Here is a 13,342-nt window from a genome sequence, read left to right on the forward strand (position 1 = left end):
GCCGATGGACAGCTTCCTTTCCGGTCTCGAACTGCTCGCCCGCTGGGACGTGATCGCCGCCCTTCTGGTCGGATCGATCGGCGGCGTGCTGGTCGGCGCCATGCCCGGCGTCGGGGCGGCGGTGGCCATCGCCATCGTCCTGCCCGTCACCTTTTCGCTGGAGCCCATCGTCGGGCTGACGCTCCTCCTCGGGATCTACGGCTCGTCGATGTTCGGCGGCGCGATCCCGGCGATCCTGGTCAACACACCCGGCACGCCGGTCAACGCGCTGACCACCTATGACGGCTATCCGATGACGAAACGCGGCGAGTCGCGCCGGGCGCTGAGCCTGGCCTATTCGGCCTCGTTCTACGGCGCGGTGGTCTCGATCCTGGCGCTGATGCTGCTGGCGCCGGTGCTGGCGAAGGTCGCCCCCCTGTTCGGCGCGCGCGAGATCTTCCTCGCCGCCTTTCTGGGCATCGTGCTGGTCGTCGTCACCCATCGCGGCCAGGTGCTGCCGGCGGCGATCCTGGCCTGTCTGGGCATCTTCCTTGCCACCATCGGGATCGAGCCCTCGGCCTATACCCAGCGCTACACCTTCGGCCTGTCATGGCTGCAATCCGGCGTCGATCTGATCGTGGTGGTCCTGGGCCTGTTCGCGATCAGCCAGGCGCTGGTGCTGCTGATAGGCCTGGACAAGCCCGTCGATCTACCAAGGGTCGAAAAGACCGGGTTCTTCCGGCAGATGCGCGAACTGTGGGTCTATCGGCGCATCGCCACCGTCGCCTCCTCGCTGGGCGTGGTCTGCGGCATGATCCCCGGCGTGGGCGAGTTCATGTCGCAATTCATGTCCTACAGCTATGCCCAGCGCACGTCGAAGACGCCCGAACTGTTCGGAAAGGGCAATCCGGAAGGCATCGTCGCCTCCGAGGCCGCAAACAACTCGGTGCCGGCGGCGGCAATGATCCCGCTTCTGGCCCTGGGCATCCCGGGCGAGGAACTGACGGCGATGATGCTGGCGGTGTTCTATGTGCACAACGTGGTGCCGGGGCCGCGGCTGTTCGCCGAGCAGATGGATTTCATCTATGCGCTCTACATCAGCCTGTTCCTTCTGAACGTCATCGTCGTGGTGTTCCTGTTCTTCGCCACCCGGACGCTGATGAAGGTCATGCTGATCCCCAGCCGGTTCCTGGGGATGATGATCCTGACCTTCAGCCTGATCGGCATCTACACGCTGCGCAATTCGCTGACCGACATCGCCATCGCTTCGGCCTTCGGGCTGTTCGGCTTTGTCCTGAAACGGCTGGAGCTGCCGACCTCGCCGATCATCCTGGGCATCGTGCTGGGCAAGCTGATGGAGGACCGGCTGCGCACCGCCATGGCGCGGGTGCGGGAGCCGTGGGACTTCATCGACCGGCCGATCGCCTTTGTCCTGTTCCTGATGATCCTTGCCGCCCTGGGCGCGCAGGTCTGGACCGTGGTGAAGGCGCGGCGCGAAGGGGGCTCGCATGACTGACCTGATGGCCCGGCGCCGGGCGCTTCTGGGGCCGAACGTTTCCACCTTCTACGACGACCCGGTGCATCTGGTGCGGGGCGAGGGCGTCTGGCTCTGGGATGCCGAGGGGCGGCGTTATCTGGACTGCTACAACAACGTGGCCCATGTGGGTCATTGCAACCCGCGCGTGGTGCGGGCGATCTGCGATCAGGCGGCGACGCTCAACACCCATACCCGCTATCTGCACGAAGGCATTCTCGATTATGTCGAACGGCTGACGGCGACCTTCGCGGATCCGCTCAAGACCGCGATCCTGACCTGCACCGGGTCCGAGGCGAACGACATCGCGCTGCGCATGGCCGAGGCGATGACGGGCAAGCGCGGGATCGTGGCCACCGACGCGACCTATCACGGCAACACGGCGCTGGTCAGCCATCTGTCGCGGTCGAACGTGCCCGGGGTCGGCTTCGGCCTTGGCCAGTATCTGCGCCATGTCGAGGCGCCGGACAGCTATCGCATCCCCGACCCCGACGGCCAGCGCTTTGCCGCAGGGGTCGAGGCCGCCATCGCCGATCTGGAACGCTCGGGCGCGGGTTTCGCCGCGCTGATCGTCTGCCCGCTGTTCCTGAACGAAGGCTTTCCGACGCTAGCCGAGGGCTGGCTGCGCCCGGCGGCCGAGGCCGTGCGCCGCGCGGGTGGCCTGCTGATCTGCGACGAGGTGCAGTCCGGTTTCGGCCGGTCGGGCAGCCATTTCTGGGCGCATCAGCGGCAGGGCGTGGTGCCGGACGTGGTGACGATGGGCAAGCCGATGGGCAACGGCCACCCGGTCGCGGGCCTGGTGACCAGCGCCGAGATCATGGCGCGGTTCCGCGGGGCCTTCCGCTATTTCAACACCTTCGGCGGCAATCCTGTATCCTGCGCAGCGGCCATGGCGGTGCTGGACGAGTTGCAGGAGCGGAACCTGCAAGCCAATGCCGCCCGCATCGGCCTACTGGCGCAGCGGCGGCTGGGCGAACTGGCCGCGAAATACCCGGTGATCGGCGATGTGCGGCAATCGGGCATGGTGTTCGGCGCGGAGTTCGTGCTGGACCGGCGGACCAGGGCCCCGGCCTCGGCCTATGCCGACCGGGTGGTGAACCGGCTGCGCCAGCGCGGGATCCTGCTGTCGAAGCTCGGGCGGCACAGGAACACGCTGAAGATCCGCCCGCCGATGCCCTTCGGAGAAGAGCATCTGGACCTGTTGATCGCCACGCTGGACGAGATTCTGGCCGAAACCCCGGTGGCGGCATGAGCGGGTCCCTGGCCGAGGCGCTGGCGCTCTGGGGCCTTCCGGCCGGTGACTGCACCTTTGTCGCCGGGCGCGAGAACCGGGTGTGGCGGGTCGAGACGCCACAAGGCGCCTACGCGCTGCGGCTGCGCCGGCCGGGCTATCGCAGCGAGGTCGAGCTTCGGTCGGAACTCGACTGGCTGGCGGCGCTGGACCGGGCGGGAATGCAGGTGCCGCGCCCCCTGCCCTCGCGCCACGGGCGGCTGCTGGAACGGCTGGGCGAGGGCTTTGCCGATGTCGTGGCCTGGCTACCCGGCCGACCCATGGGGCAAAGCCGCAGGCCGCTGGAGCTGGCGGACCGGGCAGGCACCTTCCACGCGCTCGGGGCAAGGATCGCGGACCTGCACCTGGCCTGCGACGCCTGGACGCCGCCGCCCGGCTTTCGCCGCTGCCGCTGGGACGCCGAGGGGCTGGTGGGCGAGGCCCCGGTCTGGGGCCGGTTCTGGGACAACCCGACGCTCGACACCCCCACCCGCGACCTGTTCCTGCACCTGCGCGACGCAGCGCGGGAGAGGCTAGCCGGGGCCGCGCCGGATTTCGGCCTGATCCATGCCGATCTGGTGCGGGAGAACCTGCTGCTGGACGGCGCCACGATCCGCCTGATCGACTTCGACGACGGCGGTTACGGCTATCGGCTGTTCGACCTGGCCACGGTCCTGCTCAAATCCATGGACGAGCCCGACTATCCATCTTTAAGCGCGGCCCTGATCGCGGGCTATCAGGGGCGGCGGCCGCTTGACCTGTCGCATCTGGACCTGTTCATCGCCCTGCGCGCGCTGACCTATGTCGGCTGGATCGTGCCGCGCATGGCCGAGCCGGGCGGGGCCGAGCGCAACGCGCGTTTCGTGGCCGAGGCGCGGGCGCTGTGCGCGGGCTGGCTACGGGACCACAGGGCTTTCACGGGGGGAGGCGAGGCATGACGAAATGCATCCTGGTCATCGGCACGTTCGACACCAAGGCGGACGAGCTCGACTATCTGATCGGCCGGATCCGCGCACAGGGCGGCGCCGTCCTGGCGATGGATGTCAGCATCCTCGGCGAGGCGAGGATCCCGGTCGATGTCGGCAAGCACGAGGTCGCGGCTGCGGCGGGCGAGACGATCGAGGGCCTGATCGCGCTGGGCGAGGAAGGCGAGGCCTTCGCCCGGATGAGCGCGGGCGCGGCCACCCTGACCCGGCGGCTTTACGACGCGGGGCGCTTTCACGGCATGATCGCGCTGGGGGGCACGATGGGCACCGACCTCGCGCTCGACTGCGCGCAGGCGCTGCCGCTGGGGGTGCCGAAATACATCGTCTCGACGGTGGCCGGCTCTCCGCTGATCGCGCCGGACCGGATGGCGGCGGATGTGCAGTTCATCCTTTGGGCCGGGGGGTTGTATGGGCTGAACCCGCTGTGCAGGTCCTCGCTCAGCCAGGCGGCGGGGGCGGTGCTGGGGGCGGCACAGGCGGTGGAGCCGCCCGCCTTCGACCGGCCCCTGATCGGGATGACCTCGCTCGGCTCGTCCTGCCTGAAATACATGAAACGCCTGCACCCTGAACTCACCCGGCGCGGCTATGACATCGCGGTGTTCCACACCACCGGCATGGGCGGCATGGCCTTCGAGCGGCTGGCGGCCGAGGGGCATTTTGCCTGCGTGATGGATTTCTCGGTGCAGGAGTTCGTGAACGCCCAGGGCGGCTCGCTGGTCAGCGCCGGGGCCGACCGGCTGACCGGCGCGGGCCGCAGCGGCACGCCGCAGATGGTGGCGCCGGGGGCAGCCGACATCCTGGACTTCGCCGGCTGGCAGGACTTTCCCGAACGGTTCCGCGACCGTCCGTTCCACGTCCACAACCGCCTGATCAAGAGCGTGGCCTTCACCCCCGAGGAACGCCGCGACCTGGCCCTTGCGATTGCCGAGAGGCTCGCCGGGGCGAAGGGGCCGACGCACGTCTTCCTGCCGAAGGGCGGGATCGAGGAATGGGACAAGCCCGGCGAGGCCGCGCATGACCCCGAGGGTCTGGCCGCCTTCACCGAGGCCGCCGAGGCCGCCCTGCGCGGGCGGGTAGATCTGACCGTGCTCGACTGCCACATCAACGACGCCGCCTTCTGCGATGCGGTGCTGGCGCAACTGGATGCCTGGGTGGCGGCGGGCATCGTGCCGCCCGGAAAGGCCGCGGCATGACCGGGCGTTTTGCGGGCAAGGTGGCGCTGGTCTCGGGCGGCGGCACCGGAATCGGGGCGGCGACCGCCCGGCGTCTGGCCGGCGAGGGCGCGCGGGTCGTGCTGATGGGGCGCAGGCAGGCGCAGCTGGAGGCCGTCGCTGGCCCGATCGGCGCTGCGGTCTGCGTGGGCGACGCCGCCGATCCGGCCGGGGCAGAGACGGCGGTGGCAGTTGCCCGCGAGCGGTTCGGCGGGCTGGATGTCGTCGTCGCCAATGCCGGCGGGCACGGCTTTGCCACTCTCTCCGAGACGACGGACGCCGACTGGGACGCCGCGCGCCGGGCCAATCTGGACACGGCGGTGATCCTCTTGCGCGCGGCGCTGCCGGAGCTGGTCCGCCGCCGGGGCGCGATCGCCGTCACGGCCTCGATCGCCAGCCTCGCCGCCCCGGCCGGCGCCTTCGGCTATACCGTCGCCAAGCACGCCCAGATCGGTCTGGTCCGCTCCATCGCGCGGGATTTCGGGCGGCAGGGGGTGCGCTGCAATGCCGTCTGCCCCGGCTGGGTCACGACCGAGATGGCCGATGCCGAAATGGACGAGCTTTGCGCCCGGCAGGGTCTGGCCAGCCGCGAGGCCGCCTACGCGCTGGTCACGCGCGACGTGCCCATGGGCCGCCCGGCCCATCCTGACGAGGTGGCGGCGGCGATCGCCTTCCTCTGCTCCTCCGATGCGGCGATGATCACCGGTGCGGTGCTGACGGTGGACGGCGGCTCGACCATCGTCGATGTGCCGACGCTGGCCTTCGGCTGAGGGCGAAAGCCCCGTTATCTCCGGGTCAGCGCAAAGACGCCCGACCCCACGACCAGCGCCGCGCCGATCCAGGTGGCCAGGTCGGGGCGTTCGCCGAACAGGGCCATGGCCAGCCCCATGGCGAAGAGCAGCCGCGTATAGCGGAACGGGGTGACGGCCGAGACCTCTCCGGTCCGCATGGCATAGGTCAGGGCGTGATAGCCCGCCATGCCGAAGACGGTCCCGGCGGCGAGACGGGCGAGATCGGCGAGGTCCGGCAGCCGTGCCCCGCCGCTGACCGCCAGCAGGATCGCCCCGGCGACGGCGAGCATGGCAAAGCCAAGCGCGCCAAGCTGGCGGTTCGACAGGCCCTTCGGCGCTGCGCGGGTCGCCAGATCCCGCCCGGCAAAGCCCAGAAGTCCGATCACGGCCAGCAGCGACAGCGCCGAGAAATCCGCTCCCGGCCGCAGGATGACCAGCACGCCTGCAAAGCCCACCATGACCGCCAGCCAGCGGAAAAGGCCGACCCTTTCGCCAAAGACCAGCGCCGCCCCGGCGACGACGACCAGCGGCGTGGCTTGCAGGATCGCCGAGGTCGTGGACAGCGCGGTCAGCGTGATCGCCAGGCCATAGAACAGCCGCCCGGTGATCTCGAACCCGCTGCGGATCAGCATGGGCCGCGACAGGAAGGCGGCGGGCAGCACCGCCTCGCCCTGACGCACGGCCATGGCGGCAAAGACCAGCATGCCCGCCAGCCCGATGGACATCAGGACCTGTCCCAGGGGCAGGCTCTGGGCGGCGGCCTTGACGAAAACGTCCTCGACGGCGAAGCCCGCCATCGAGACGGTCATGTATGCCGCGCCGCGCTGGTTGTCGGTCAGGGCCAAGCGTCCCTCCCCGAGCCCTTCGGGCATTCGTCGGGGGGCTGCGAGGTTCCCGAAGGGATCGACGAGCCTCACCGCGCGCCCCAGGTGTCGGACAGCCGATAACCCTCGGGCCAGGGATCGGCGGGGTCCAGCATGTGCTGGTGCGTGCCTGTGATCCAGGCGCGGCCCGAAATCTCGGGCAGGATCGCGTCAAGATCGCCCACCTTCGCCGCCCCGACGATCCGGCCCTCGAACTGCCCGCCGATCAGCGAGCGCGCGCGCAAGACCTCTCCCGCCCCGATCTGCCCGCGCGCGGCCAGGATCGCCAGCCGCGCCGAAACCGCCGTCCCGGTGGGCGAGCGGTCGATCTTGCCCGGCCGGATCGAGACGGCATGCCGCGTCTCCCAGCCGTCGGCGACTCGGGTCAGGGGCCCGGCGAACAGGCAAAAGGAGAAATGCCGCCAGTCCGGGTTCTCGGGGTGGCAGAAGCCCAGCTGTTCGTCGGCGGCCCGGGTGATCTGGACCCCCAGTCTCGCCATGGCATGGGCCTCCTCGGGCGCAAGGGAAAAGTCCAGGGCGGCCGCGTCCACCACGACGAAACTGTCGCCGCCATAGGCCACGTCCACCGTCAGCCGGCCCAGTCCCGGAACCTCCAGCGGCACGCCCAGCCGATCGGCAAAGCTGGGCAGGTTGCGCACATGGATCCGCTCGGCCTTGCCGTCCCGGCAGTCGGCGCGGACCTTGACGAGGCCGCCCGGCGCCTCCAGCACCAGTTCGGTCACGGGTTCGGTCATCGGCAGGATGCCGCCGTCCAGAAGCACCGTGGCCACGCAGATCGAGTTCGAGCCGGACATCGGCGGGTTGTCCTCGGGCTCCATGATGATGAAGCCCATCTGCGCGCGGGGGTCCTTGGGCGGGACCAGCAGGTTGACGTGCCGGAAGACACCGCCGCGAGGTTCGTTCAGAAGGAAATTGCGCAGGGTCTGGTCGCGCCAAAGCGCCTCGCGCATCTCCCACAGGGTCGCGCCCGAAGGCGGGGCGACACCGCCGACGATCACGTCGCCGACCTCGCCTTCGGCGTGGGCGGACATGACGTGGATGGTCTTCGATGTGCGCATTGGGGCCTCCCGTGCGGGCAAGGTGCGCTGGCGATGCAGAAATGACAAGCGCCCCGCCAAGTCGGCCGGGGCGCGAATCTTTTCGAAAAGATTTGCAAATTCCTTCGAAGGAATTTGGTCTCAGATCAGCCCGGCGTGCTTCATCGCGGCCTTGATCTTCGCCTTGGTGCCATCGGTCAGCCCGACCAGCGGCAGGCGCACCTCCTCGGAGCAGAGACCCAGAAGCGACAAGCCGTACTTGGCACCTACCAGCCCCGGCTCGATGAAGATCGCCTCGTGCAGCGGCATCAGGCGGTCCTGATACTCCAGCGCCTTGGCATAGTCGCCGCGCAGCGTCGCTTCCTGGAACTCGGCACACAGACGCGGGGCGACGTTCGCGGTCACGCTGATGCAGCCGACCCCGCCATGGGCGTTGAAACCCAGGGCGGTCGCGTCCTCACCCGACAGCTGGATGAAGTCCTTGCCGCAAGAGGCGCGCTGCTGGCTGACGCGCTCGATCTTGCCGGTGGCGTCCTTGACCCCGATGATCCGCGGCAGTTTCGCCAGTTGGCCCATGGTATCGGGTGTCATGTCGATGACCGACCGGCCGGGGATGTTGTAGATGATGATCGGCAGGGTGCAGCAGTCGTGCAGCGCGGTAAAATGCGCGATCAGGCCGGCCTGGGTGGGTTTGTTGTAGTAGGGCGTGACGACCAGCGCCGCATCGGCCCCCACCTTCTCGGCATGGCGGATCAGGCTGATCCCTTCCACCGTGTTGTTCGACCCTGCCCCGGCGATCACCGGCACCCGGCCGGCAGCCGCGGCCACGACCTCTTCGATCACCCGCTGATGCTCGGCATGGCTCAGCGTCGGGCTTTCGCCCGTCGTCCCCACCGGCACCAGGCCGTGCGAGCCTTCGGCGATGTGCCAGTCCACCAGTTTCTTCAGCGTCACCAGATCCAGCTCGCCGTTCTTGAACGGCGTCACCAGGGCAGGAAGGGACCCTCTGATCATGACGCTTCTCCTATGATGGGCGGGATTGCCCGGACAGACCGCGCCTGTCTTAGCCGCTGGCCGGAGCGAAGCCAAGTCTTGCCGCTAACGCAGTCGTGGGTTGTCGACCGGACCTGTGTCAGGCAGATTCGGGCTCATGAGCAGAAAAAAGACGATCCGGGCGCTGGCACTGGCCTTGGCCATGCTCGCGCAACCGACAGCAGCAGATACCACACAATCGATGCGGACGGCGCTCGAGTTGGCCGCGGGCAAGGATTTCGACGGTGCGCTGGCCGTGGCGCCCTCGGGCGTCGGGCGCGACGTGATCGACTGGCAGCGCCTGCGCGCCGGTGAGGGGCGGCTGGGCGACTACGAGGCCTTCCTGCAACGCCGCCCGGACTGGCCCGGTCTCGCGCTTCTGCGCGAGAAGGGCGAGGAGGCGGTGGCGCGCTCCACCGACCCGGACCGGGTGATCGCCTGGTTCGAGGCAGGGCCTCCGAAAACCGGCAAGGGCGCCATCGCCTATGTGCGTGCGCTTCTCGCAGCGGGCCGCGCGGCGGATGCCGAGACCGAGGCGATGCGGGCCTGGTCCAGCCTGCCCTTCTCGCCCGATCAGGAGAAGGAAATGATCGGCCTTTCACCAGAGGGCGTGGGCTTCGTCCACGAGCTGCGCCTGGAGACGCTGCTGTGGGAAGGCCGCACGAAAGAGGCCGAGCGCATGCTGCCCCGGGTGTCGCGCGACCTTCAGGCGCTGGCCCGCGCCCGCCTGGGCCTCCAGTCGGAAAGCAAGGGAGTGACCGGGCTGATCGAGGCGGTGCCCAAGGCCAAGGCCGGCGATGCGGGCCTCGCCTATGACCGTTTCGTCTGGCGGATGAAGAAGGACCTCTACGACGAGGCGGCCGAGCTGATCCTCGATCGGTCCAGGTCCGCCGAAAGCCTCGGTCGCCCGCAGGCCTGGGCGGAACGGCGGGCGCTCCTGGCACGCTGGCTGATGCGGCAGGGCCGCGCGAAAGAGGCCTACCGGGTCGCCGCGAACCACCACCTGCCGACCGACAGCGGCGCCTCGGCCTATGCCGACCTGGAGTTCCTGTCCGGCTTCATTGCTCTGCGCCGGCTGAACGACCCCGCCACAGCGGAAAGGCACTTCAGGCACCTTCTGGCCGGCGTTTCGACCCCGATCAGTCTGGCCCGCGCGCATTACTGGATCGGACGCGCGCAAGAAGCGGGCGGCAAGGACGGAACCGCCAGCTACCAGGCGGCGGCGGCGCATCAGACCGCCTTCTACGGTCTGCTGGCCGCAGAACGGCTGGGGCTTCAGCTGGACGAAGGACTGTTGCGCCAGCCTGCCGCCCCGAACTGGCGCGGGGCGACTTTCACCCAGTCCTCGGTGCTTGCCGCTGTCGAGATCCTGCGCAAGGCGGGCGACAGGACGCTGGCCAAGCGGTTCCTGCTGCATCTCGCCGAGAGCCAGGACACCACGGGCCTGGCGCAGATGGCCGACATGGCGCTGGCCTGGGGCGACCCGCATCTGGCCCTTCTGGTCGCCAAGGCGGGCGCGGAACGCGGGCTGATCCTGCCGCATGCCTATTACCCGATCCCGGATTTCGTGCCCGACGGGTTGAAGGTCAGCCGGGCGCTGGCCCTGTCCATCGCGCGGCGGGAATCCGAGTTCGACCCGGCCGCCCGGTCCTCGGCCGACGCGCGCGGGCTGATGCAGGTGCTGCCGGGGACGGCAAAGCTGATGGCGGGCAAGCTCGGCAAGGAGTTCGACGCCGGCAAGCTGATCTCGGACCCGGCCTACAACGTGACCATGGGCGCGGCCTACCTCGCCGAGATGGCCGCCGAGTTCGGACCCTCGATCGCGCTGATCGCCTCGGGCTACAACGCGGGTCCTGGCCGCCCCCGGCGCTGGATCGGCGAGTTCGGCGATCCCCGTCGCCCGGATGTGGATGTGGTGGACTGGGTGGAAACCATCCCCTTCGCCGAGACGCGGACCTATGTGATGCGGGTGGCGGAAGGCGTGGTGATCTACCGCGCCAAGCTGAAGGGCGCGGTCGGACCGGTCAGGATCACACAGGAGCTGAAGGGCTGACCCCGAAGGGCGCTCACCTGTGACGGCGGTTTTCCAGCTGCGCCAGCCGCACCTGCCGCAACGCCTCGACCAGCAGCGCGGTCAAGAGGCCAAAGCTGAGGAATCCGTTGACCGCCGTCATCACGGCGAGGATGCGCCACTCCCTCGCCGGCACCACATCGCCCAAACCTAGGGTGGTGAAGGCCTCCAGCGCGAAATAGAGGGACTCTTCCCGTGTTGCGAAAGCTCCAAGCCAGTGCAGCGTCGCAGCCCAGCTCCAGACCCCCACGGTCACCACGGCCAGCACCCACATGCCCACACCGATCAGCATGATGAGCAGCTTCGGGCGTTGCGGCTCGGAGAGCAACCAGGGATGCGCCCTGCGGAAGCCGACCTCAAGCAGCAAGGCCGCGACCGCCATGACCATCAGGTTGGCGACAAGCAGCGCCGTGCCAAGTGCGATCTGTGCGAACATCTTCACCCTTCTGGACTAAGCCCTCGGCAAGGCTTATCTCACCGCGATCATGGTGGCAAAGTCCGATCCCAACTCCAGGCTCATCGCCGAGAACCGGCGCGCGCGGTTCGATTACCACATCGAAAGCGATCTCGAGGCCGGGATCATGCTGCTCGGATCGGAGGTCAAGAGCCTCCGGCAGGGCGGAGCGAACATCGCGGAAAGTTATGCGTCGGTCGAAGGCGGCGAGCTTTGGCTCATCAACAGCTACATCGCGCCCTACCTGCAGGCCAAGACCTTCGGGCACGAGGAAAGGCGGCGGCGCAAGCTGCTGGTATCGAAGAAGGAACTCAGCCGCCTGTGGAGCGCGGTGGGGCGCGAGGGCATGACCATCGTGCCGATGAAGATGTATTTCAACGACCGTGGCATCGTGAAGCTGAAGCTCGGCATCGCCAGGGGCAAGAAGCTTGCCGACAAGCGCGAGACCAGCGCCAAGCGCGACTGGGATCGGCAGAAGGCGCGGCTCCTGAAGCAGAACAGCCGCGACTGATCTTGCACAAATCACACATTTCTTGCCGGATTCGCCGCTTTCTGGCACTCTGCCCCATACCGGATAGCAATTCCGGGGATAAAGCCGGGCGAACCCGGTGCGGGAACCGGCGAAAGAGGGAGGGGTTGAGTCATGGGTATGGAACTGATCATCCAGATCATTGCTGGCCTCCTGGGCGGCAATGCGGCGGGTGCCGGGCTGAAGAACCTCAGCCTGGGGACGGCAGGCAACTCGGTCGCGGGAGCGGTCGGTGGCGGGCTTGGCGGCGTCCTGATGGGCATGCTCGGCGGTGACGCAGGGGCAGCGGCCGGGGCGGCGATGGAAGGGCTCGACATCGGCGCCATCATTCAGTCGGTCGCGGGTGGCGGCATCGGTGGTGCCGTGCTGACGGCGATCATCGGAATCCTGAAGAAGGCCCTGGTGAAGTAATCGCCCTGGCGCGGGGGCCGCTGCGCCCCCGCGCCGCTTGCACCGCCCCTTGCGCCATGGGTATATCCCGAGGAACGCTCGGGAGGCCGCTCATGACCCCATCGCCGCAGGACGACCCAAGGACGCTGGTCTCGACCGACTGGCTTGCAAGACACCTGCGCGACCCCGACTTGCGGGTCCTCGACGCAAGCTGGTATCTGCCCGCGCAGAACCGGGACGCTAGGGCCGAATACGCCGCGGCCCACATTCCCGGGGCGCGGTTCTTCGACATCGACGAGATCTCGGACCAGCGGTCGCCGCTGCCGCACATGGCCCCCCCGCCCGAGAAGTTCATCAGCCGGCTGCGGGCGATGGGCGTGGGCGACGGGCATCAGGTCGTGGTCTATGACGGCGCCGGCATCTTCAGCGCCGCGCGGGTCTGGTGGACCTTCCGCCTGATGGGCAAGACCGATGTGGCGGTGCTGGACGGGGGCTTCCCCAAGTGGCAGGCCGAGGGCCGCGAGATCGAGGACATGCCTCCGGTGATCCGCGACCGGCACATGACCGTTTCCCGCCAGAACCACCTGGTGAAGGATGTGACGCAGGTCGCCCATGCCGCCAAGCTGGGCGAGGCCGAGATCCTCGATGCCCGCTCTGCCGCCCGTTTCCGGGGCGAGGAGCCCGAGCCGCGTCCGGGCCTGCGGTCGGGGCATATCCCCGGGTCGAAGAACATTCCGTTCACCGAGGTCCTGAATCCCGACGGGACGATGAAGCCCCCGGCCGATCTGAAGTCCATCTTCGAGGCCGCGGGCGTGGATCTGCGGAAACCGGCGATCACCAGTTGCGGCTCTGGCGTCACGGCGGCGGTGCTGTCGCTGGCGCTGGAACGCATCGGGCACCGCAATCATGCGCTCTACGACGGCTCCTGGGCGGAATGGGGCATGTATGACGATCTGAAGGTGGCGACCGGCCCCTGAGGCTTCTTGCCGAAGCCAATGGCTTGTGGCACTGGGCTGCCGTCCAGAACTCCGGGAACGCCCATGCTAGAAACGCTTCAGCCCCAGCCGCAGGACAAGATCCTGGCCCTCATCGCCATGTTCCGGGACGACCCCCGGACCACCAAGATCGACCTCGGCGTCGGCGTCTACAAGGACGCGACCGGCCTGACCCCGGT

At 68.6% G+C, this 13,342-nt stretch carries 13 protein-coding genes and 1 pseudogene; 10 read left to right on the forward strand and 4 right to left on the reverse strand.

Going from position 1 to position 13,342, the window contains the following annotated elements; translation table 11 throughout:
* The first annotated feature begins 4 nt into the window (after window positions 1-4).
* The 5 genes from ACK4IU_RS14410 to ACK4IU_RS14430 are packed head-to-tail and all read left to right on the forward strand — an operon-like array spanning window position 5 to window position 5,750.
* Window positions 5-1,495: a tripartite tricarboxylate transporter permease gene (locus ACK4IU_RS14410; protein WP_409736413.1), complete on the forward strand. Its 1,491-nt coding sequence runs from the start codon at window positions 5-7 to the stop codon at window positions 1,493-1,495.
* A complete protein-coding gene (locus ACK4IU_RS14415) occupies window positions 1,488-2,765 on the forward strand; it encodes an aspartate aminotransferase family protein (RefSeq protein WP_409736415.1) in 1,278 nt (425 codons plus the stop codon). Before ACK4IU_RS14410 ends, ACK4IU_RS14415 begins: the two co-directional genes overlap by 8 nt.
* Window positions 2,762-3,721 (forward strand): phosphotransferase enzyme family protein, encoded by a 960-nt coding sequence (locus ACK4IU_RS14420; RefSeq protein WP_409736417.1) that lies wholly within the window; start codon window positions 2,762-2,764, stop codon window positions 3,719-3,721. The genes ACK4IU_RS14415 and ACK4IU_RS14420 overlap by 4 nt, the downstream gene beginning before the upstream one ends.
* Window positions 3,718-4,962, forward strand: a complete 1,245-nt coding sequence (locus ACK4IU_RS14425) for a Tm-1-like ATP-binding domain-containing protein (RefSeq protein WP_409736419.1) — start codon at window positions 3,718-3,720, stop codon at window positions 4,960-4,962. Before ACK4IU_RS14420 ends, ACK4IU_RS14425 begins: the two co-directional genes overlap by 4 nt.
* Window positions 4,959-5,750, forward strand: a complete 792-nt coding sequence (locus ACK4IU_RS14430) for an SDR family NAD(P)-dependent oxidoreductase (protein ID WP_409736421.1) — start codon at window positions 4,959-4,961, stop codon at window positions 5,748-5,750. The genes ACK4IU_RS14425 and ACK4IU_RS14430 overlap by 4 nt, the downstream gene beginning before the upstream one ends.
* A gap of 14 nt (window positions 5,751-5,764) precedes the next feature.
* On the opposite strand, the gene ACK4IU_RS14435 is transcribed toward ACK4IU_RS14430, so the two are convergent.
* From ACK4IU_RS14435 to dapA, 3 genes are all read right to left on the reverse strand, one after another.
* Window positions 5,765-6,643 (reverse strand): DMT family transporter, encoded by an 879-nt coding sequence (locus ACK4IU_RS14435; protein ID WP_409736423.1) that lies wholly within the window; start codon window positions 6,641-6,643, stop codon window positions 5,765-5,767.
* Window positions 6,644-6,684: 41 nt separating this feature from the next.
* Window positions 6,685-7,713, reverse strand: a complete 1,029-nt coding sequence (locus tag ACK4IU_RS14440) for a trans-3-hydroxy-L-proline dehydratase (protein ID WP_409736425.1) — start codon at window positions 7,711-7,713, stop codon at window positions 6,685-6,687.
* Between the two features lie 120 nt (window positions 7,714-7,833).
* Complete coding sequence (dapA, locus tag ACK4IU_RS14445) at window positions 7,834-8,706, reverse strand: 4-hydroxy-tetrahydrodipicolinate synthase (protein ID WP_409736427.1); 873 nt, start codon at window positions 8,704-8,706, stop codon at window positions 7,834-7,836.
* Window positions 8,707-8,842: 136 nt separating this feature from the next.
* On the opposite strand from dapA, the gene ACK4IU_RS14450 reads away from it, so the two are divergent.
* A complete protein-coding gene (locus ACK4IU_RS14450) occupies window positions 8,843-10,777 on the forward strand; it encodes a transglycosylase SLT domain-containing protein (protein WP_409736429.1) in 1,935 nt (644 codons plus the stop codon).
* 13 nt (window positions 10,778-10,790) lie between these two features.
* On the opposite strand, the gene ACK4IU_RS14455 is transcribed toward ACK4IU_RS14450, so the two are convergent.
* Window positions 10,791-11,231: a potassium channel family protein gene (locus tag ACK4IU_RS14455; protein ID WP_409736431.1), complete on the reverse strand. Its 441-nt coding sequence runs from the start codon at window positions 11,229-11,231 to the stop codon at window positions 10,791-10,793.
* 49 nt (window positions 11,232-11,280) lie between these two features.
* Between ACK4IU_RS14455 and smpB the strand changes: the two genes are divergently transcribed.
* From smpB to ACK4IU_RS14475, 4 genes and pseudogenes are all read left to right on the forward strand, one after another.
* A complete protein-coding gene (smpB, locus tag ACK4IU_RS14460) occupies window positions 11,281-11,760 on the forward strand; it encodes an SsrA-binding protein SmpB (protein WP_409736433.1) in 480 nt (159 codons plus the stop codon).
* 132 nt (window positions 11,761-11,892) lie between these two features.
* On the forward strand, window positions 11,893-12,189 hold the full coding sequence (locus ACK4IU_RS14465) for a hypothetical protein (RefSeq protein WP_149589265.1): 297 nt from the start codon (window positions 11,893-11,895) through the stop codon (window positions 12,187-12,189).
* A gap of 92 nt (window positions 12,190-12,281) precedes the next feature.
* Complete coding sequence (sseA, locus tag ACK4IU_RS14470; RefSeq protein WP_409736436.1) at window positions 12,282-13,145, forward strand: 3-mercaptopyruvate sulfurtransferase; 864 nt, start codon at window positions 12,282-12,284, stop codon at window positions 13,143-13,145.
* 63 nt (window positions 13,146-13,208) lie between these two features.
* A pseudogene (locus ACK4IU_RS14475) lies at window positions 13,209-13,342 on the forward strand (aromatic amino acid aminotransferase); the annotation flags it as partial.

This window comes from Tabrizicola flagellatus (assembly GCF_046295235.1).
GTDB classification, from domain to species: domain Bacteria; phylum Pseudomonadota; class Alphaproteobacteria; order Rhodobacterales; family Rhodobacteraceae; genus Tabrizicola; species Tabrizicola flagellata_A.